Source organism: Mucilaginibacter angelicae, from assembly GCF_042434235.1.
GTDB lineage: Bacteria > Bacteroidota > Bacteroidia > Sphingobacteriales > Sphingobacteriaceae > Mucilaginibacter > Mucilaginibacter angelicae.
Genome location: NZ_JBHLTS010000004.1, coordinates 577,354 through 599,227 on the forward strand (window position 1 = coordinate 577,354; position 21,874 = coordinate 599,227).

Sequence of the window (21,874 nt, forward strand, 5' to 3'; positions counted from 1 at the left end):
GTTTCGTTTATATGGATGCCATTGTCCATTAAGGCAGACTGATAATAGCTTTGATAAACCTGATTATTTGATTAAGCCGTCATTATTGCCTAAGGTCTGTCAGGTCATTTCGAAATGGCTTTGCCCCGGTAAAATTGAAAAGTGCGCATGCCTGTGGTGACCTGAATGCACGCATTTAATTTGTCACCAGCATCCGATTGCTCTTTATAAATGAACTTAATTGATGCATATTTAAATTGTGGTTTACGATAACACCTTGTTCATTTATGAGAATACTTTGAGGAATATATCCTAAAGAGAATATCTTCATTAAGCTTTGATTCCCGTTATTAGCTTGTACATAGCTCGGCCAGTTTATTTTTACTATATCTGAAGCTTTTAACCAATCGTCAAAATGGCTGTTAAGACTCAATGAAACTATCTGTATTTTATTTGTGTCCAAACCATTATACATTAATTTAAGATCTCTGATCTCGTCTATGCAGGGTGCACAACCACTTGCCCAAAAGTTTATAAAATGATATTTTCCCTTCAAGATCTTATCGGAACTGATTTCTTTATCGTTTTTGTCTTTTACAACAAAAGGAGGGATATTTTTCCCATTAAATAACAGTTTATTGTTGTCAATAAAATTAGAAATACGTTGACCTTCGATAGTGTGCCTCAAATTGGCATCTAACTCGTTATAACACTTTTCAAGCGTATTTGTACTCAAAAATGCAGCTATGTCCATTAGCTGAAGTACAGTGAAGTAATAATTATGGTATTCCTTTACTGTTCCTAAAACATTTTCTTCGTATTCATTCACCTGGGATATTAATTGTGGGTCATCAATTACCGGTTTGTAATTGTTTTTGATGGCATTATAATAAACTTCATCATTTTTAAAATGGGGGCGTTTGAAAAGGCCTTGCTTTTTATTATAAAGCTCGTTTTCTCTGCCATCAGCAATGAATGGACTACTATTATTATAAACCTTTATGTTTTTATCTGTACCGATATTCAGATGGGACTCAGAATAAATAAAAGAAGGTAAAAACCCGATGATATGCTTTTTGCTGTCTATTACAGAAAGCTGCGCCAGAAACGGATGGTCATATTTGACGGCCCAGTTTACACGTTTCTCATTCGTGGTAATACTATCAACCTTTATCCATTCGTGTGTAAAATCCCCATCACGGTTAAATTTTAATAATATAATTTTAACTGACCCCTCAAACCTTAATGATGAAAGATCAATAAACAGGCCTGGATCATTTCTGGAGTTACAGTTAATCCAGAAAAAAATCAATTGAAACAGAACTAACATTTTGAGTTTCATCTTATACGAATTGAGTAATTGAGCAGGCTTATTTTACACCCTGCTCAATTATCTAAGTAATCTGTCCGTTATACGCATACGTTTGAAGACTTGTCCTGATTTGATGGGAAGGTACTGCACACCAAAGACAATACTTGTTTACATCGGTTCCACATCCGTAATTGACCCTAAAACTTCAGGTGACATACCAGGATTTCTTCGCTCCGGATCATCTTTTTTTAAAGCAGGATCGCATATCTTTTTTAAATCCGGCAAAAAAGTAAAATCATAAAAAAACGACTATTTACCTATTCTGTATAAATTACCGTTATCTGTGACACCGTACAATGCACCATCTTTTCCGGTAACCAATGAACGCCAGCGCTCATTCTTGTCCTTCAGCAAGCGCTCTTCGGCCACAACTTTGTTGTTTTTGATCACCAGGCGGGCAATATGCGAACCGCCAAGCGCACCTACAAACAAATTATTTTTCCATTCAGGGATCAGGTTACCAGTATAAAACATAATGCCGCAGGGAGATATACTCGGGTCCCAATAGTATATTGGCTGCGTTACGCCCTCTTTTTGCTGTATGCCATCTCCTACCTTTTGGCCGCTATACTCAATACCATAAGTTACTACGGGCCAGCCATAGTTTTTTCCCGGCCGGATGATGTTGATCTCATCGCCTCCGCGCGGACCAAATTCAGCTTCCCATAACTCACCCGTTAAAGGATTGGTGGCCATGCCCTCAGGATTTCTCAGACCATAGGCATAAATCTCAGGCAATACACCGCTCTTTCCTGCAAATGGACCGCCAGGAACAGCTTTACCTTCCCGGGTGATATGAACAACTTTGCCGACAGCCGCGCCCAGGTCCTGTGCTTTCATACGGATGTCATCAGCCCCGTGCTCACCGGTGCTTACAAAGAGGTTACCCCGCTTATCAAAAACAATCCGTGAACCAAACTGTGAATGACCGTTATAGGCAGGTTTGGCATGGTAGATCACCTGAACATTTTCAAGCTTGTTATCACCGGCGGATAACCTGCCTTTAGCCACGGCAAGTTGAAAACCGCCATCTACCTGTTCGGAATAAGCCCAGAATAAAGTCCGGTTTTTGGTGAAGGACGAATCGAAATTGACATCCAGCAAACCGCCCTGCCCGCCGGTAGCGATTGCAGGCAGACCTTCAATATTTTTATCAAAACTTCCATCGGCTTTCAGTATACGCATACTGCCGCCTTTCTCAGTGATCAGGAAACGCCCGTCAGGAAGGCAGCGCAATGCAAAGGGGGCTTTAAGCTCGTGATTGATCACAGTGACATTTAACTTTGTTTTAGTCCGGACGCCGCCGATGCGGGTTTGCCCGACAAAAGCGGGTTTATATTCGCTGTTGGGTTTCTGCGTTTCTACCGCAGGCAGCGACTGCGCATTTACCCGGTATGTTAAGGCGCTGAGGCTTATAACCGAAAGCAAAATCGGTTTATTAATTATTGACATATAGTTGGTCATCTTTTTCAAATACAAAAAGGTTAGTGATGATAAGATTAGGCTTAGTGAAAGGACAATGCCTGCGGGCTGGCAGGCATTGTCTTTCTATTGTGATCTGATTATCCGCAAACAAACAGATACGGTTGTTTTAAATTACGGTGCCTGGAATATCCATTGCTGATTGGTTCCGCCATTACTTGTCCATTGTTTTACAAGGGCTCCGGCAGCGGTGGATTGCCCTTCAACTTCGGCCAGTTTTCCACTCTGAACCCCGCTTATAGTGACATAGCCGCCCGTAGTGGGCGTAATAGTCCACTTTTGATTGTCGCCACCATTATAATCATATAACTGGATGGCTGCACCGTCAATTAGCGATTGTCCGTTAACATCAAGAGACCTGCCGCTTTGGACTCCGATTATTTTATAGGTATTACCGCCAAGATTGGTAACCACCCATTTCTGATTGTCGCCGCCGTTGTAAGACCATTGCTCAATAGCAGTGCCGTTCCCGGTACCCTGACCGGTTGCCTCAAGCACCAGGCCGCTGTTACGGTTCACTATTTTATAGGTGCCATTTGCTATAAGCGCTGATCCTCCTGCATAAGGCGAAATAATTGATTTTAAAAGATTACCGGCTTTGATGTGTCCGCTTTCGCTTGGGTGTGTATTATCCCCCGGCAGGTAATCACTGGTATTGGCAGTAAGCCAGCCACTGGTATTTACAAAATGAACTTTACTATCCCCCGCAGTAATACGCGCGTTAACTGCAGCAAGGGTGGCATTTTCCCAAACACCTACATAAGTACGCATAGCGAATATCTCCGCATTGGGAAATTTGCTTCTGATCGTTGCCAGGAACGATGTATAAGCGGACTGGAAAGCTGCATCTGAAGTTTCAGCCGGATTATCGTTTGTACCTAAATTCACGACTACGATCTGCGGCGTGTATTTTGTAAAATCCCAGGTTGCGGTCGTCGTGGGATCGTTATAATTGCCTTTCAGTCTCAGATATTGATAGTCCATTCCTTTTGAACTTGTACCGCTTATCAGTTTGATGCCCGGCCAAGCTATCTGCGTATGTTCGCTATTCAGCCCTTCGGCGCAAACCCAGCCATAGGCCGACACATTAGCCTGTGAGTCCTTAAAACCCGCAGTAATGGAATCGCCGATGTACTCGATAAGGTAGTTGGATACTGACGGCGCCGCTGTTGCTGCCCCCGCATCGAGTATAAGGCCTTCGAACTTAAACTCATAATCATAATCTTTCCCTTCAGCAACGATCAGTGTGTGCGTTCCGGCGCTTAAGGGCGTTGGGGTCAGGTTAACCGTACCTGATACGTTATTATAGGTAACCCAGGCACCGCCATCTATACGGGCAAAATAGTTATTGGTATTCCCAACCTTAATTTTAACTGTAGTGCCTGTAAAGTTCACCTTGATATAGGCCCCGCCCCAGTTGCTTACATACTGCGCCGGGTTACTAAAATCCCAGCGGCCAAAGTACTTGATATTGGTGTCGTCAAGCAATCCGTTGGCAGCCTGCACTTCCATTTTCCTGTTTTTAACTCCGGGTTCAAGTCCGGATTCGGCCGCAGGTTCGGGTAAGTTTTTTTTGGCGCAGCTTAAGAGCGGCAACATGGCAGCAGTTACTAAAAGTCTGCAAAGTGTTCGTAGTTTCATGTTTGTCGTTTATAGTGAATAGTTTAAAAATTCGACTGTACTCAGGGGGCCTGGAAAGCCCACTGCTGGTTGGTTCCCCCATCACTTTGCCATTGATCCAGTTGCACACCCGCAGTCGTTGATTGCGCAGGAACATCCAGTACCTTACCGCTTTGCACACCCTTAACCGTATAGTAGCCACCTGATGTTGGCGTTATCTCCCATTTTTGGTTAGGGCCGCCATTATTATCATATAATTGTATCAACGCGCCGTTTGCAACAGATTGTCCTGTTACATCAAGCGCGCGGTTGCTCTGAACACCTACTATACTGTAAATATTACCGCCGAGGCTGGTCAGCACCCATTTTTGATTGCCGCCCCCGTTGTATGTCCATTGGTCTATAGCTGTTCCGTTTGCTGTCAATTGGGCCTGTGCATCCACGGCCAGACCACTATTGCGATTGACAATCTTATAAGTCCCGTTAGGAATCGGACCCGCGCCGCCGATGATGTGAGGTGTCGGGTGAATGGCCTGCGGCGGGATCTGACCTTTGATCAATTTCCCTGCATCCTGTGCGAGCCGCAGATAAAAATCAGACGATACAGCAACGCCATCTGCGTCAAGCGTAAGAAAATATTGATTGGTAGGTTTCATTGACGCATTTTCTGCGGCCTTGGCGATGGCTGTACCCTCGTCATATTCATCAAACATGGCTATATAAAGGCTTTTGGCTCCCACAGTTTTCATTACCGATGCCTGGCTCCACATGAAGTCTCCATGCATGCGCGGGATGGCATTTTGGGCTCCGCCTTTCCAGTTTGACCATGCAAAACCAGGGTAGGCAATAGGCTGATAATCGATCCCATGCGCTTCGCAATAATCGTAATCACCCTGTATCCATGGCTGGTAGGTTGAATTTACTTCGGCCCCTACGGCCCAAGGCGCAAGCATATCAAAAGCATTATAAACACTTGCAAAATTATTCCGTGAAAAAACGTTATTGGGATTGCGCCAGTCCATGGGCACACTGCCTATTACATAACAACCCTGCGATTTGAACCAGTTGATCACATCAAGGCAGGCCGTCGGATCACCCGGGCCGGGTACCGGAGCTGAAAGGTAGCCCATCCCGAAAATACACACCACCGGCTTCCCGTTTTGTTTCGCATACGCAGGCGACGACAGCAGGTTGAGCGTTCCCACAATAGTATTTGTCCAATCGCTTTTAATTACCGACTGCATATTCTGCCAGCCGGATACATCATACATGATATAAAACTTGCGACCGTACGTTTCAGCAGCGGTTTTTACCTTCAGGGACATACCGTCGTTGTGGGCTTTGATACTCGCATCATCGTAAGTCGGTCCGCCAAAGCGTTGCAACGCCGCACAATCAATGCCGTAGGTTTGCATCCACTCAAAATGTTTGTTAACGGTTTGTGTCGTGTAGGATGAAAACAGTTTGGCCGGCTGCCCGTTGCCCAGGTTCGCGTACCCTGTTTGAAAAGTAGTGGTGTACTCACGCACATCGGGCCATAGTTCGAAGCCCTGGTTGCCGGGGGCAGGTGTGGAATGTCCTGCCCAGTGTACCCAGTTGTTTTGGGGCGAGCCGTCACCCGGAGCGGCAAACCAGCCCTGGTAACCAACGGTTAGCTTGCCGACGACATCACCTGCCGGCGATCCGTTCACTTTTAAACGCAGTTCATTTTTTGTACTGCTACTGCTCTCAGGATTGGTCCCGAGCAGTTCTTTTTTGGCACAGCCGGTAACCAATACGGTCACGGCAAGGCATAAAAGGTCAAACTTTCTCATAAGGGTTTTAAATAGATTTATATGGTTTATTTGTTTTTGGCAACAAGTAAAAACTCACTTTCCGCAAGCACCATAGTAAACACTAAGAAATTACCGTTACATATGCGATGTAGGGTGTTTTTCAGTGTAAGCTATTTCTCCCTTTATCATCTTACCTGCATCACCGGTAAGCCTCAGGTAAAAGTCAGATGAAGTAGCCGTTCCGTCGGCATCAAGCGTGAGGTACCAGCGGCCGGCAGGTATCTCAGCGGCTGACGGCGCGACCTTAAATATGGCAGTCCCTTCGTTCAGTTCATCAAACATGGCCATGTAAAGGCTTCTTGCCCCTACGCGTTTCATGGTAGCCACCTGGCTCCACATAAAATCGCCATGCACACGTGGTATTTCATTTTGGCGGGAACCGGAATTGGAGTTGTGGAATGAGAAACCGGGATAAGCCACCGGCTGATAATCAATACCCTGTTTTACACAAAAATCGTTATCGCCTTTTATCCAGGGTTCGTAAGTGCTGTTTACCTCCGCGCCTACCGCCCAGGGGGATATCATATTAAATGCTTTATAAACGCTAAAGAAATCGGCCCGGGACTGGTTGTTACCTGCCCGCCAGGCCATAGGCACACCACCGATCACATAACAGCCTTTTGATTTGAACCAGTTGATCAAATCAAGGCATGCAACCGGATCGCCGCCGCCCGGTACCGGCTGCTGTACATAACCCATGCCCCAGATGCATACGACAGGCTTACCGTTCTGCCGGGCATATGCTGGCGAGGATAACAGATCAAGTTTGCCGGTAATTGTATTTATCCAGTCTTCCTTAAGGGTGGCCTGCATCTCTTTATGCCCCGATATATCGTACATAATATAGAACTTGCGACCGGCAGCTTCAGCGGCATTGCGCACCTTTTGAGCCATACCGTCACGCTGATTCTTTAATGTGGCGTTTGACAATTCGCCGCTGAACCTTTGCAGGGCGGCGCAATCTATACCATATTGCTGCATCCATTTGAAATGGAGGTTAACCGTGGACTGATCATACGATGAAAACATTTTGGCGGGCTGACCATTCTGCAGGTTGCCAAATTCAGTTTGATAGGTTACGGGATAATCTTTTACATCAGGCCAGCACTCCAGGTTCATATGCCCCCAGCTATTCAGCGGCGACCCGTCACCGGTTGCCGAAAACCATCCCTGGTAACCCGCGGTCACCTTTCCGACAACATCACCGACAGGTGAAACCACGGGCTTTTGAGTGGTATCCTTGCCGCCGGGGTTTACTTTTCCGCCGTCATTTTTTGAACAGGCAAACAAACAACCTGACAAAGCCAGGCATAGTAAAATTCTTCTCATAATAATTGGTTAAACTGCAATTGCCTCCGCTAAAAAAATAAATAACGGATGGCGCTTATATCTGACAAATAAAGCTGAGCGGCTTAACAGATTAATAACAGCTGTCTAACAGGAGGGAATATTCACAAAAAAATAAGCGTAAAACAGAAATACCCGGCGCAGATGAGGGCAACCGGGTACTTATTATACTAATATATAAAGATTTTTACTCCAGCACGGAACCGTAATCTTCCTTGAAATCTTCCTGGTATATGCCTTTGTACTCCTTACGGAAATTATCGTAGGTGCTTTTTGCCAGCGAATGTTTACCAAGGAATACAAGGGCTTTGCATTTCACACGCATAGCTTCCTCATTAACCGTATCATGCAGGAAGATATAGTTAGCTATTTTAATAAAAAACTCCGGATCATTATCGATACTGTTCTGATGAACATACCTCAGGTAGGTGTCAATAATTTCGTCGGTAACTTCTGCCCTGGATTGATCAAGCCACTCGTACTCACAATTTGACAGGAATTTTCCCCGTTGCGTAATACCCGCCAGCCTGATGATCTTGTCTCGGGTGAGATCCGATTGGTCGCGTACTATCTGCAGATAATTATAGTAATCAACATGGATCTTCGTGTAATCTGTATCGATACGATAGTACCCGGTTTCGCGCGATATAACACAAGGGCCAAGCTGGTCGAGGACGTTTTTTAATTTAGCCATATTTACCGACCGGTTATTTCGCGCGCTCTTTTCATCTTTATCAAACCACAATGTTTCGATAAGCTTTTCGGCACTGACGCCCCTGTTTGACCTTACCGACTGCAGAAAAAGGAAAATGAATAATTCTTTGGTAAGCCTTGTAAATGAAGACACGATTTCCTGCCCGTTAGCGGCAAGCAGCTGCAGTTCACCGAAGAGGTAAATGCCGGGTGCCGAAACACTTTCATCAACGACGATAAACTGCGAATTGCTGACAACTGAATTATGTGGCGGAATAACATCAGGCAGGGTAGCAGGAACATCAGGAACCGGATCAACCCTTGAAGAGGGTACCGGTTTGATCCTTTTTTTAAGCCATCCAACCCACCCGATCAAAAATATCAGCCCGGGAATAGCAACAACGATCGCGCATAGCCAAAACCAGAACCGGTATCTTTGCGGCCGGCCAACGATTACCGACGCTTCGCCCGTTTCCGGAGGGCCGGCCAGTGTAAGGATCTTTATGTCCGAACGTTTATCGTCCATACTTCGCAGCAATGTTACTACAATGAATTTATTACTTTGAGGAGCGTAAAAGACATCGGCAAATGAACGGATATCATTAAACGGAAAAGGGATCTGACTGCCCACTGCGGTATATGAATTATTTGTCAGCGAACCTTTGATTAATTGTAATTTGGAATCAAATTTCAGTTCAGGGAAGATGACAGCATAATAGCTGTTTGTTTTTTTATCGACAATAAGCGAATTGGCAAATACGAAATCTTCCCCGTTGGGCTTCAGCTCAAATAATTTCTTCAGTTTGTGATCTTTCACAGTAAACTGCATCATATCGTACAGGCTTTTGGGCTTCAGTATCTGCTGCCCGCTGGTATTGCCGTACCCACCCAAGATGTAAGCGGTATCTGCGCCCGCAGTGGTTCCCAATGCAGCGAGGTATCGCGGGGTAAAAAAATCACCTTTCGTTTTTATGGTGTCCCATGTTCCGGTATTAAGTCTATACCGCCTGAACATGTTGCGGTACTGGTGATGACCGTATCCTCCAAGTGTATAAAGTGATGAATCGAAAGGTGAAATGAACTTGTTGATCTGGATAAAATCGGTAATCGGGGCGGCTTTGAAAGGTTTGTTAAAAGTGCCGTTCACATGATCATAAGCGGCAAAAAAGCCGTCATCAGGGTAAAAATTATATAAACGGCCGTTACGCTGATCAACTATGGATTGGTTGCCGATGTTTAAAGGCAATTCGGCACCCTGGTAACCGCGACCGGATAATTTCCCGGTTTTAACATCATAGGTATAAAGCGAATCATTCGCCAGGAAAACTACCTGCTCTTTTTTTGCGTCGAACGCAGCGCTGGCGGGACCTTTTACGGTTCGGCTATACTGCTGCTTCCAGTAAAAATGTTCGGCTTTAAACCAGAGCGGATTTACAACAGCCGCGTTTTTTCCGCCGATCACCTCGCGGGCAAGCAAACCGCTTTTGTCGTTCAAAGGCCAGTAATATTTCAGGTTGTCATCTTCGGTTATCTTAATATCGCGGAGCTTCATTGGCGGCACATCTGACGTGCCAAAATTTTTATCTGCAGTGGCCCCGAAATAAAACTTATAACATCCGATTTTAGTGAAGCCTATATGATGTTTATACTCCTTACCCGCCGCAGTAAGTAAGATATCATCCGCATCCCGATCAAATGTTATTGTAAACCTGTTCCATTGATCAAGTAACCTGTTCTTTGATATCCTGAACTTGATAGAGGTCAGCTCCTCTCCGACTATCATCGTGAAGGTATCAGCCTCGTTATCATAAACAAAGTCAAAATTACGTTTATCGTCCTCCACGATCCGCAGGATATACCCGAAATAGGTACGCAAACCGGGGACAAATTTAAAATCAAACGAAACGCTGAAGTTCCGGCTGAAACACATTGGTCCGGACGGACTCAGATTAAGCCCGGTGCGCTTATCCTGTTCAACCTCGTGACTGTAAAACCCCAAACCATATGATTGCGCCAAAAGCCTGACCGGCGCCAAAAAAACCAATATCGATATTACAGATAAAAAACGCCAAAAGTAAAGTTTCACCATAGTATTCTCCTGCTCTGAGTTATCATCTACACAGTTATTAGGGACAAGAGTATCAGGCAGGATCGATACAATACCTGCATAAAGCCCCGTTATAAAATCCGGTAAATACTTTATTAATTTTAGAAGACCTGATCGTCCATCAGATTACTGACAAACCTTAAGCCCCGAAACACCCAGTTGTTTATAATTTTGTATCACCTAAAATAGTTAATGTTGTTCAATTAAGCTTAATCAATAGATAATTAAATTAAAAAAATGCGCCACCCTGTTTACATCACCCTCATTTACAAAAAGAAGAGGCTGCCTTGTAATGGCAGCCTCTTCAATCAATCAACTTAAACCGGCGCTTAAAACGCGCCAAGCTCGGCAAGGTGCGTATACCGGGTATCACCGTAGCCTGATGTTACGGTTATCCGGAAATATCTCGCTTCACGGAATGTGGTAACAAAATACTTCTGTTTATCATTGGTATCCTTTCCTGTTACCTGGCCGACATCTTCCCAGTCGGTCCCGTTGGTACTTACAGCCACTGTGATATCCTTTGGTTTTCCCTTATTGTCCGATTGGCGGCCGATGAGCGTAATGCCATGCAGCGTTTTAGTTTCACCCAGATCGACAGCCAGCCAGTGCGGCATCGGCGTTTCACCGCCATTCCATTTGCTGTGCCAGAATGATGCGGTATTGTTATCAATAGCATTCAGCGCCAGACCACCGTTAGGCTGCCCTTCCGCGGGCTCCTGCGAATCGTAGGACAATATTGTCCATTTATCCCTGCTGAACTCCGTAAAGTCATTCAGGTTTAAGGACGCGGAAACCAGATAATAGGCGGTACGCAGATTCTGATTTAACTGCACCCCATCACTGATACTTTGAATCGTAACAGGCAGCAGGTATTGTTTAAAAAGCTCCAACCCTTTTGATGGATTGATCTTGATATGTACCAGCGGGGAACTCAGCTGTCCTTTTGGTATTACCGTACTTGCCGGCATTTCATAAGCGCCTGCCGGCAGAATAGGGTAAGTTGTACCTTTAGCCGCATTATAAGCGTCAGCCATTTTCTGATCCACCTGATATTGCACCTGGATATCCTTTTCAGCTTGCCCGGTACCCCCCAGCGTTGCGCCGAGGGCTATTTGCTGCACCGAGTCAGTCATACGTAAAATATAGGTATTTAAGTTGGTGGCTGCTGCCGGTAAGTAAACCATGCTGTAACGCGACTCTGAGCCTCCCGGAATTTCAATGGCCTTTTTACATGATGCTGCAGCGCCAAGTATGGCCAGTGCAGCTGCCAAACAATATATTTTTTTATTGATCATCTTGTTAAATGTTTAAAGTTATTACCAGCCGGGGTTTTGCACCATCAGTTTATCCCGGTCAATTTCAGATTGCTGTATAGGGAAGAAATAATAATTTTCCTTCCACAGGTGGTTACCCACAACCACACGCTGGTAAAAGCCGTCTCCGTCATTTTCTACATTCATACCATGCAGATTACCCATAATGCCGGCAACAGTTTTCCATCGGCGCACATCAAACCAGCGATGCTGTTCAAAAGCAAGCTCAATACGGCGTTCAGCACGGATCGCCCTGATCAGGTTTGCACCTGCCGGAACCGGAAGCTGATTAGGGCCTGCACCGTATTGAGGTATGCCTGCACGTTCCCTGATCAGGTTAACATACTTAACAGCCTCCGCATCATTACCGCCATATTCGGCCAGGGCCTCGGCATAATTCAGATACATCTCGGCCAGACGGATCATAACCTGCGGCCGGGAAGCATTTTGATTGGTAAGACGGTTGGTTTCCGGCGAAACGTCTTTAAACACCAGGTAACCGGTATGAGAATAGTCCTCTCCCCCGTTTTTCTTACCATCCCTTCCAGTGAAATTAAACTCCAGATTTACGGAATCACCTGTAACTGCGCCGCCCTTAAACTTCATGCCGTTAAACTGTATCGAGGCGTAAAAACGGGGCTCACGGTTTACGTACATGTTACGGATATTATTGGTATAGCCGTTCTCATTATATAAAGGAGATTCGGTAATGCTTTTGCCATCCTTCATCAGGTAGGCATCGACCAGTTCCTGGGTCGGGCCCAGGCCGTTCCAGCCGCCTGCAGCGCGTATCGACGCGTGAATATCCCAGTACCACATATTGTTATTCTTTTTCACAAATATGGACTCCGAGTTCCATGGGACAAGATGCGCGCCCCGGTATGACTTGATCGGATTATTGCCCGGGTCTTTGTATAAATCGTAAATACCCAGGTCAATCACCGCTTTAGCCGCATCCGCCGCTTTCTTCCATTTTTCACGGTCAAAGGTTTGTGAAATCAGGTTTGTACCGTCGGCGTTTTTAAAGCCGGACCAGGTAGTGTTGCCATTAAATTCAGGGCTGGCATCATAAAGCAGCATTCTGGCCTTAAGCGCTAAAGCAGCACCTTTCGATATCCTGCCGTAATCCCTGTCTTCGGCGGGCACCAGCGGTAAAAATTTGGCGGCCTCATCCAGTTCGGACGACAGGTAATTAACGCACACATCATAAGGGCTGCGGGCCAGCTGCAGATCGGACAGGGCAGCATCGACCGGGAGTTCCTTATCGCCGATGATTACCACGGGTCCGTATTGCTTCATGAGCTGGCTGTAAAAATATGCCCTTAAAAACCGTGCTTCGGCTTTATACTGATCGATCAGTTTTTGACCGTTCAGCGCAAGGATCTCCTTATTACCGTCAATGTGGTTAATAAAATAAGTAGCAGAACGAACACCCTGGTAGTACTCCGGCCAGGTATGCAGCGGGGCATCGGCGGCGCTCCAGTTGCCTACGTTCAGCCGGTAAATCGGGTGTTTTGCCCAGGCTATCTCCATTTCGTCGGTGTTGCCAACCCAGTAGTTCACGCCCCATTGATCACCTTCATCTTTGATAAAGCTGTAAACGTTAGCCAGGTATTGCTCCGTAGGCCCTTTTTTCTGGAAAACCTCTTCAATGGTTTGCCTGTCGTCAGGTACCTGATCAAGATATTTTTTGCATGAAGGCAGCATTGCAGACGCAAATAATGCCGATATAAGTGTTATTTTTTTTAAATGTTTCATTACTCTCAGTTTTTAAAAACGACAATCAATTCCGAGGTTATAGGTCTTCAACAGCGGGTATTGTGCACCGCGACCGTCGCCGAGCTCCACATCCCACATTTTAAAGCCTGTCAGTGTGGCTACGTTATACCCCATAAGGTAAACCCTGAAGTTTGACAGCCCCATCTTTTGCAGCCAGGCCTTTTTCTGAAAAGTATAGCTCAGTTCAATATTCTGGATCCGCAAAAAGGCACCGTTCTTTATCCACCAGCTGCTGTTGTCATAGTTTGAGTTGGCGGTTGAAGGGTAAGTAAGACGCGGATAGGTCGGATGAGCGGCGTTGTTTTCGGGTGTCCACCTGTCGGTGATATTACTGAAAACGTTGCCCCTTATGCCCTCTTTTTGAAAGGGCTGCAAGCCTTCGCCGTTCATAAAAATATCTACGCTGCTGATGCCTTTTATCCAGCCGCCTATGGCAAAGCCCTTATAGGTGATTGAAGGGCCGAAGCCGTAAACTATTGCCGGTATAGAGCCGTTGCCTATCGGGCCTTCATCATAGCTGTCTATCTTGCCATCGCTGTTCAGGTCTTTATATTTGATGTCCCCCGGTTTTATATCTCCGGTCTGTACCGGACTGTTGGCGATTTCTTCCTGTGACTGGAATAAACCCAAAGCGATCTTTCCGAAACGCTGACCGAGGGGACGGCCGATGGCCTGCTGCCATGGATAAGGTTTTGGCACATTGCCATTACTGATCACGATAGCCTTGTTCCAGGTAAGATTTCCGCGAAACTCAAGGCTCCAGTCGGTTGAGAGTTTTTTGTATAATGACACTGTACCATCGATACCGCGGTTGCGGATCTCGCCAAGATTGCCGTATGGTGCATTTCTGATACCACCATAGGCAGGCAGATCCCCGCGCTGCAGGTATATCCCTGTACGGTTTTCCTGGAAAACATCAACCACCAGGGAAATGGCGTCCTGCCAGGTGTGCAGTTCCAGGCCAATGTTTAGTTTTTTGGCTTTTTCCCAGGCTACTTCAACCGCGTAATCGCCGATATCAAGGCCGCTGTAGGTGTTGTCGTTGTTTTTACCGAAAGAATAGCCATTGGTATTCGCCACGGTTGAGATGAACGCGAAACGCCTGCCGCCTATGTTGCTGTTACCGACCGTACCATATGATGCACGTAGTTTAAGGAACTGGATAGCGTTTTTTATACCCGCAAAGAATTTTTCCTGCGACGGCACCCAACCGATACCGTAAGCAGGGAAAAATCCGAAACGTTTGCCTGGCGCAAAGGTTTCAGAACCGTTGTAACCGAGATTAAACTCGGCCATATAGCGATTGTCGAAAGCATAGGTAGCCCTTGCTGCGATACCCTGGTAGCGATTCGGGATGGAGTTTAGAAAATCGTCAGCAAAGGCATCAGATTTATCGCTTTGGTTATAAAGTATTAAACCGCTTACATCATGCCTGCCGAACGAATTATTGTAGGTAAAAGCCGCTTCGGTATAAAACTGGCGCGAACCGCCGTTTTTTCGATCGTAATTCAGATAGCTTGAACCGATGCGGGTTTGTTCAAATATAAGGTTATTGTCGATGTCGCGGCCGGTGGCTAAATAAGTGTCTACCGTTTTGGTACGCGCAAGCCTGTAGCTGTTCAGGTTATCAAACGAGAACATACCATACAGCGATAAACCTTTGGTGAGCCAGTCAAGGTTTTGCGTAACCCTGATATTTGACCATAACTGGCTTTTTGTTTCGCTGGCATAGCCCGACTGGGTAAGCAGGTCGTAAGGGTTTGGAACATCGATGGCCCTTGTCTGCGCGATGTAGCCGTTTGAATAACGTGCCGGTATAACGGTCGGCGGCATGGTCAGTGCGGCAGTCCAGATATCGTTTACAGTTTTACCGGGGGAGTTAATGTCAGATATCCAGCCGGACGCACCGAAATCGACCTTGGTTTTGGAGAATACCTGTACACTTAAGTTACTGGTGAAATTATAACGGGTAAATTTAATGGAGGAGTTGTATTTGGCAAGTTCGTCCGTTTTGTATAACCCATTCTCGTCATAATAGCCAAGCGACAGGTAATATTGCGCCTTTTCGGAACCGCCGCTGGTATTAAGGTTGGCCTTGCGGTTTTGCCCGTGACTTTTAAACATCTCCTTTACCCAGTTCACATTAGGATACAGATCAGGATCTGAACCATCAGCTGTTTTTTGAAGGCGCTCATCAGAGTATAAAGGGCTGGTGTTATTAGGGTTACTGTTGCGGAACGCCTCATTAGCCATTTGCAGGTAGGTAACGCCATCGGCAAATTGCGGGGTACGCGTAAAAGCGGTAATACCCTGGTTAAACTGCGCGTTAAATACCGGCTTGCCTGCCTTACCTTTTTTAGTTTCTATAAGGATAATACCATTGGCACCCCGGACACCATAAACCGCGGTTGCCGAAGCATCTTTCAGGATGGTAAAGCTGGCAATATCCTCGGGATCAATATTACTGAACGCACGCTCCACGCCATCAACCAGAATAAGCGGGCTGGCGTTGGTAAATGTCGAGATACCCCTGATAAATATCTGTGACCCGTCATAACCCGGCTCGCCGCTGCGCTGCACACCGATAACACCGGCTATACGCCCGGCAATGGAGTTTGACAGGTTGGCCACCGGCTGCTTCAGATCGGCAACTACAATGGATGATTGGGCGCCGATAGTGGTGATCTTTTTTTGCCTGCCGCCAAAAGCCACAACAACAACTTCGTTAAGCGCCCCGTCAGTAGCCGGCATTAATTTAACGTGGAACACCTTCATATTCCCTACGGATAGGGTTTGGGCTGCGTAGCCTACAAAGGTAAATCTCAAGCTATCCGTACTGTTGGTTACCGATATTTCAAAGTGGCCGCTGACATCGGTTGCCACTGTTCTGCCCGCTCCGCCTATAAGCCGAACGGTTACGCCCGGCAGCGCTTTATCATGTTCATCAACCACGCGGCCTGAAACGGTCCAGTCGCGGCTGCCATCCCCCGCAACAACTTCGTCAGCACGGGTCTGTGTGATACCGAATACCAGCGTAAAAATTAAAAATGTTAGGATTTTAAAAAAGGTCCCCTTTCCGGAACGAAGAAAAAGCATCAGGTTTTGTCGTTCTTTAACCAGGTCGGGTAAAAGCTTTTCCATATTTCTTGGTTTTGTATAAATAAGAGTTGAGTTAATTAGGTTAGCTCCGGTCGTTTTTCGAAAAAGCAAAAGACATGGCATGCTTAACTTTTGCTGCATGCGAATACAGGCATTAAATAAGCGAATCAGCAACTTTTAAAATTTTCTGAAGGAGACAGGAAGAAGATTCTGCCATTAAAGGCATGGATGCGGAACAGCGCCCGCTAAATTTCAGTCTTGATGGATAGTTTCATAATTCGGTTGCAAAAGGTTAATTAGTTAGTTAGTACATGTTTTGACAGGATATATCATCTGTCCGCTACTCGTGATTCAGCACCCTGAATAAGCAAACAAATTCAATTTTATATCGTGTCTGATTTAATTGGCTAAAATCCCGGCGCGTTCCCATGGAAGTCAACGTGGCTGTACTGGCCAGTTACAGCGCTTGTTTCAACAGGATCGGGAGTCTGTTTTAATGTGTAAATGTTTTAATCATAATCAAAAAACTGGTTAATAAATTGGTTTATACTTCCTGCAGACTGGGATATTAAAGCCCGGATACAGGTGGTTATCTTGCCGGCCTGTTAGATGCCGGCGTATTTATTGGTTACAGTATCAAATGTCATTATTACAGCTAACAGATTAATAACAGATTAATAACAGGTGAACCATTCAAAATATTTTTATTTAAAACTCTGATTATCAAATACTTAATTTAGCTGAAATTTTAATTGAAATTTCAGAAAACAGATAGCCGCCGCCTGATTGATGCTGTTAATTCCCCGCATATGTTCTTTTTCGTTATGTAAAATATCCTTTACAATGGCCTTTTATGCAGCTTGAGAAAAAGCAAAAAGAATAAGACGGCGCCGAAAATTAATAATGCAGACTCCGGCCCCAGCTCTACTCTGGCTTTCCCCGGCCCGGTAGGTTGTTCGTCTCCGGATGACAAATGGCGGGGCATCATGAGTGAGTACAACTTTACTTCAGTTTTATCGCCCTTCATAAGCATGGTAACAGCGATAAGTTTTTTGCTTTTAGGTGAATAGAACAGATCGCTAAACGAGGTAATGTCGTTGAACAGATAAGGGATCTCATCTCCCACCCATCTGAAAACCGGTTTGTGCAGCGCGCCTTCTATAAGCCGCAAACTCGAATTGTATTTATGATTTTCGAATGCGAGCGCATAAAACAGGCCGCTCTTCTCATCCACGATCATGGAGTTGGCAAACGTTACTGCCTTATCAAAATTAAGATCATATAATTTTCTAAACGTTTTACTCCCGACATCATAAAACATCATATCATAAAAGTTGCGTGCACCCAGCAACTGACGACCCTGCGCGCTGCCGTATCCGCCTAATACGTATGCCCCCCTTTCTGCTGCGCCCAATGCCGAAAGGTATCTCGGCCTGAAAAAATCGCCCCCCGCATTCATTTTTTCCCATTTGCCTGTATTGAGGCTATACCTGAATACTTCATTTCTGTACCGGTAATGACCGTATCCGCCTAAAACGTATACCGATGTGTCACCATGCGAATAAAATTTATTGGTTTGCCAATAATCTGTTACAGTATCAGGATAAGGGAACCCTGCATTCCAGCACAGGGTATGCAGATCAAAAAGCGCCACAGCCTTTCTGTCGAGATAATAATTCAGGACCCTGGCCGAATTAAGCCAGTTTCCGATAAAAAGCGACTGGTTGCCGGCCATAACGGGATGTCCTCCGGTACGATAACCGGAAGCTTTCAGCTTTCCGGAATTTATATTTTTAGCATAGACGGAATCACGTGCGAACAAATAAATAGTATCGTTGACCGGGTCAAAACTCACACTGGCAGCGCCGCTGAGCAGTTTGCCGGTTTCGGCCTTCCATTTAACAGTGTCCCGCGTTTTATCATCGTCCCCCGGCAGAGATCTGTTTGTTGTTCCTCCTTGCTGTTTGTCAGCCAGGTTAACCCCCGGTTGTTTTTTTTCAGGTTTACCGCAGCTCACTGTAAGCAAAGCCAAAGCGGTAAGTAAAAACCGGACATTAATTTTCTTCATCGGTGTTGGGTTTGGATTATCAGCCGTTGATCGCGTTTACAGGTTAACCGGGGTGATCACAAACGAATAACTGTATTTCTGAAAAGGCAGTAAATAAGGCTTAAGCGGCAGATCGCCCCAACTGGTAACACTGCCTACACCCATTTGCTTATAGTCGATGCTCAGTTGTGTCTGCTTTCTCGGTTTTAATTCTCCGGCGTGCCGCTGGTGTTTCTCATCCCCGTCATCAAGATCTTCCTGGAAAAGATGAAGTGCTGTCATGCTCAGTAATCCGCTCCCGGTTACACGTATCCCCTTGTTTTCCGCCTTAAGCAGTTCAAACCACCGGATATCCGTTTTATTGCCTGTTTCCTGCGGGCGGGTGTACGGAGTAAACTGCTGCTTGACTGTTTGGTGATAAATGCCAACCATAGCAGCGGCATTCCTGTCCTGGTAATTCTCGTACGGGCCGCGTCCATAATAATTAACGGTCTCAAATCCGGCCGGTGTTATCAGCTTCATGCCAAACCGGGGCAGCATCGGAGCTGTGCTGCCCTGGCCCGGGAACAGCTCCTGCCTTACAGCCAGTTCACCATTTCCCTTTACTGTATAAATAACGGACAGATCTGCGTTCAAATCTTTCAGGTTATAAAACACATTAACCACACTGCTGTCGCCCATGCTGCGGGCACTGATGCTGAGCTTACCGGGCGCTTCAGTGATCTGCTTCCATATTTTCCAGCGGGTCTGCACATTGGCGCCCATATCATTATCGGTAGGCGCCCGCCAGAAATTCGGGCGCATATCGGTACCCGGCTCGATGATGTCGGTACCATTTACCCGGTACCTGTCGGGGAAACCGGTCATTTTATTAAACCGCACATTTGTCTTTTCAGAAGTGATGATCAATGAGACGCTGTCTTCGGTGATTTGTGTATTACCAGGTTTAACGGCGGCAGGCGAATTAACAAACTGCCCGCCCAGGTGAAACTGGTCCCACGCTGCTATATGGCCGGCGGACATTAATAACTCATTGTGTTTTAACCGGTAAGTCAGGTTCAGGAACATTTCACCTCTTGATGCCGTGTTCAGCGGTAGCCTGATCGTTGCGCTGTCCTGCGGCGCGATATGCAAACTGTTAACATCGCCGGACTGGCTCAGCTTTCCGTCAATCATCAGTTCCCAGTGCAGTGTTAGGTTATCCGTACCTTTAAAGTAGTTTTCATTATATACACTGATGGTATTTCCGCCTTTCCAGCGCGTGTGGAGGTTTTGATAAATATGCTTCATTTCAAAAGCCTCAGGTTCTGGCCGTCTGTCCGACTCGAATACGCCGTCACTCATCGAATTGTTATCACTGGGTACATCCGCCGGGCCGAAATCGCCGCCATATGCATAAATTGTATCACCGGCAGCAGTGATCTTCCGCAGACCCTGATCAACGAAATCCCATATAAAACCGCCCTGAAAAGCGTGCCTGTTGTTACGGATAATGTCCCAGTAATCCTTAAAGTTCCCAAGCGAATTACCCATTGCGTGCGCATACTCACACATAATGAACGGCCTGGAAGGTTTTGGATTATTACGCGCGTAATTGACCATTGGGCCCGGACCGGGATACATCGGCGCTATAATATCGCTGTTGAACTTGGCATTAAAGCTATCATAACTCGTAATGGCTTGTTCATAATGCACCGGACGGGAAGGATCGCGCTTTCTCAGCCAGTTATAGGTATCGTACATATTCACTCCGTTACCGGCTTCGTTGCCCAGGCTCCAGATGATAACACTCGGATGGTTTTTGTCGCGCTCAACCATACGGGTAAGCCGTTTAAAGTGTGCGTCTCTCCATGAGGGCTTATTAGCCAGTGTCTTATCGGGGTTATACCCTACCCCGTGCGATTCGATATTGGCCTCATCCAAAACATATATCCCGTATTGATCACACAGTTCATACCAGTATTCGGCATTGGGATAATGGCAGGTACGTACGGCGTTAATGTTATACTGCTTCATCAGTTGGATATCCTTCAGCATAGATTCCTCTGAGATGGTTTGGCCGGTTAAAGGGTCGGTTTCATGCCGGTTGACGCCTTTTATCAATATTGGTTTGCCATTTACGAGCAGTTTGCCCTCCTGTATCTTCACCTCTCTGAAACCGACTTTTTGGGGAATGGCAGTTATGACATGTCCACCCTGATCCGTAAGTGTGATCATCAGGTCATAAAGCGTCGGCTGCTCAGCCGACCAAAGTTTTATGCCGGCAACATTTATTTTAAACTCTTTACTGCCAGCGGTATCGCTGTTCAGGCGGTATTGAACCGCAGCTTTCGGAACACCATTAAGCGATAAGGCCAGTTTGACAGTTGTACCCGCCGCCTGATTTCTGAAATTCAGTTTTGTAAGGAGTGTTCCGTTTGTGTAATGATCGCGAAGTACAGTGTGCAGCTCCACGTCATTTACGCCGGCTGACCGGTTGCGTGCCTCAAGATAACACGCCCTCATAATTCCGCCCAGGCGCCAGAAATCCTGCCCCTCAAGATAGGTACCGTCGCTCCAGCGCATGACCTTCAGGGCTATCAGATTTTTTCCGGTGCGCAAAAACGGGCTGATATCAAACTCCGATGCCAGTTTGCTGTCCTCACCGTAACCCGCGTACTTGCCGTTGACCCAAACCTGCACATTTGATTTAGCTGCCCCGATATGCAGCACGACCTGCTTGTCTTTCCATCCGCTGCCCATATTAACAATTCTCCGGTACACACCCGTAGGATCATAAGTAAGCGGCACATAAGGCGGATTAATGCGCATAATATTTTGAAACTCATAACCGATATTTACAAAAATGGGATATCCGTAGCCGTTAACCTCCCAGGTGGCCGGTATTTTAAAGTTATCCCAGCGCGTGTCATCCAATTTTTCAGACGCAAAATCCGGGGGAAGCAGGTCGGGCTTTTCTACCCATTTAAATTTCCATGTACCGTTAATATCGATATAACTGGCGGAACGTTTCCAATCTCCCAGCCGGGCCAGGCGTTCGCTTTCGTAGGTATAAAAAGTAGCGTGCATAGGCAAACGTTTATCTTCACTTTGCTGCTCGTTAAGCCACATAGGCGTTTGAGCGGCGGCAGCAAAAACAAAACAGCAAAAGGTAATCAGGGTGTAAATAAACTTCATGACTGAGCTAAGGAAATTGAT

General features: G+C 46.0%; 11 protein-coding genes. All 11 read right to left on the bottom strand.

Translation table 11 applies throughout. The annotated features are described in order from the left end of the window. Positions 1-175: 175 nt before the first annotated feature. Entirely contained in the window at positions 176-1,321 is a 1,146-nt protein-coding gene (locus ACFFGT_RS02370; protein ID WP_377020894.1) for a TlpA family protein disulfide reductase, read from the bottom strand. A 279-nt stretch (positions 1,322-1,600) separates the two neighbouring features. Then, positions 1,601-2,803: a PQQ-dependent sugar dehydrogenase gene (locus tag ACFFGT_RS02375; protein ID WP_377020895.1), complete on the bottom strand. Its 1,203-nt coding sequence runs from the start codon at positions 2,801-2,803 to the stop codon at positions 1,601-1,603. A gap of 144 nt (positions 2,804-2,947) precedes the next feature. Next, complete coding sequence (locus tag ACFFGT_RS02380; protein ID WP_377020896.1) at positions 2,948-4,474, bottom strand: RICIN domain-containing protein; 1,527 nt, start codon at positions 4,472-4,474, stop codon at positions 2,948-2,950. 41 nt (positions 4,475-4,515) lie between these two features. Further along, positions 4,516-6,267 carry an RICIN domain-containing protein gene (locus ACFFGT_RS02385; RefSeq protein WP_377020897.1) on the bottom strand — a complete coding sequence of 584 codons (1,752 nt, stop codon included), beginning with the start codon at positions 6,265-6,267 and terminating at the stop codon, positions 4,516-4,518. A 96-nt stretch (positions 6,268-6,363) separates the two neighbouring features. After that, positions 6,364-7,617, bottom strand: coding sequence for a glycoside hydrolase family 99 protein (locus ACFFGT_RS02390; RefSeq protein ID WP_377020898.1), 1,254 nt, complete (start codon positions 7,615-7,617; stop codon positions 6,364-6,366). A 205-nt stretch (positions 7,618-7,822) separates the two neighbouring features. Next, entirely contained in the window at positions 7,823-10,417 is a 2,595-nt protein-coding gene (locus ACFFGT_RS02395) for a galactose oxidase (RefSeq protein ID WP_377020899.1), read from the bottom strand. Between the two features lie 347 nt (positions 10,418-10,764). Next, the gene (locus ACFFGT_RS02400) at positions 10,765-11,733 is read right to left on the bottom strand and encodes a discoidin domain-containing protein (RefSeq protein ID WP_377020900.1); all 969 of its coding nucleotides are present in this window, start codon (positions 11,731-11,733) and stop codon (positions 10,765-10,767) included. Between the two features lie 21 nt (positions 11,734-11,754). Then, complete coding sequence (locus ACFFGT_RS02405; RefSeq protein WP_377020901.1) at positions 11,755-13,509, bottom strand: RagB/SusD family nutrient uptake outer membrane protein; 1,755 nt, start codon at positions 13,507-13,509, stop codon at positions 11,755-11,757. A 12-nt stretch (positions 13,510-13,521) separates the two neighbouring features. Further along, the gene (locus ACFFGT_RS02410; RefSeq protein ID WP_377020902.1) at positions 13,522-16,671 is read right to left on the bottom strand and encodes a SusC/RagA family TonB-linked outer membrane protein; all 3,150 of its coding nucleotides are present in this window, start codon (positions 16,669-16,671) and stop codon (positions 13,522-13,524) included. Positions 16,672-17,467: 796 nt separating this feature from the next. Further along, complete coding sequence (locus ACFFGT_RS02415) at positions 17,468-18,697, bottom strand: Kelch repeat-containing protein (protein ID WP_377020903.1); 1,230 nt, start codon at positions 18,695-18,697, stop codon at positions 17,468-17,470. Positions 18,698-18,733: 36 nt separating this feature from the next. Continuing rightward, the gene (locus ACFFGT_RS02420; RefSeq protein ID WP_377020904.1) at positions 18,734-21,853 is read right to left on the bottom strand and encodes a glycoside hydrolase family 2 TIM barrel-domain containing protein; all 3,120 of its coding nucleotides are present in this window, start codon (positions 21,851-21,853) and stop codon (positions 18,734-18,736) included. Between the last annotated feature and the right edge of the window lie 21 nt (positions 21,854-21,874).

Coding starts and splice junctions, on each gene's coding strand:
- ACFFGT_RS02370 (WP_377020894.1), bottom strand. CDS start 1,321: ATGAAACTCAAAATGTTAGTTCTGTTTCAATTGATTTTTTTCTGGATT.
- ACFFGT_RS02375 (WP_377020895.1), bottom strand. CDS start 2,803: ATGTCAATAATTAATAAACCGATTTTGCTTTCGGTTATAAGCCTCAGC.
- ACFFGT_RS02380 (WP_377020896.1), bottom strand. CDS start 4,474: ATGAAACTACGAACACTTTGCAGACTTTTAGTAACTGCTGCCATGTTG.
- ACFFGT_RS02385 (WP_377020897.1), bottom strand. CDS start 6,267: ATGAGAAAGTTTGACCTTTTATGCCTTGCCGTGACCGTATTGGTTACC.
- ACFFGT_RS02390 (WP_377020898.1), bottom strand. CDS start 7,617: ATGAGAAGAATTTTACTATGCCTGGCTTTGTCAGGTTGTTTGTTTGCC.
- ACFFGT_RS02395 (WP_377020899.1), bottom strand. CDS start 10,417: ATGGTGAAACTTTACTTTTGGCGTTTTTTATCTGTAATATCGATATTG.
- ACFFGT_RS02400 (WP_377020900.1), bottom strand. CDS start 11,733: ATGATCAATAAAAAAATATATTGTTTGGCAGCTGCACTGGCCATACTT.
- ACFFGT_RS02405 (WP_377020901.1), bottom strand. CDS start 13,509: ATGAAACATTTAAAAAAAATAACACTTATATCGGCATTATTTGCGTCT.
- ACFFGT_RS02410 (WP_377020902.1), bottom strand. CDS start 16,671: ATGGAAAAGCTTTTACCCGACCTGGTTAAAGAACGACAAAACCTGATG.
- ACFFGT_RS02415 (WP_377020903.1), bottom strand. CDS start 18,697: ATGAAGAAAATTAATGTCCGGTTTTTACTTACCGCTTTGGCTTTGCTT.
- ACFFGT_RS02420 (WP_377020904.1), bottom strand. CDS start 21,853: ATGAAGTTTATTTACACCCTGATTACCTTTTGCTGTTTTGTTTTTGCT.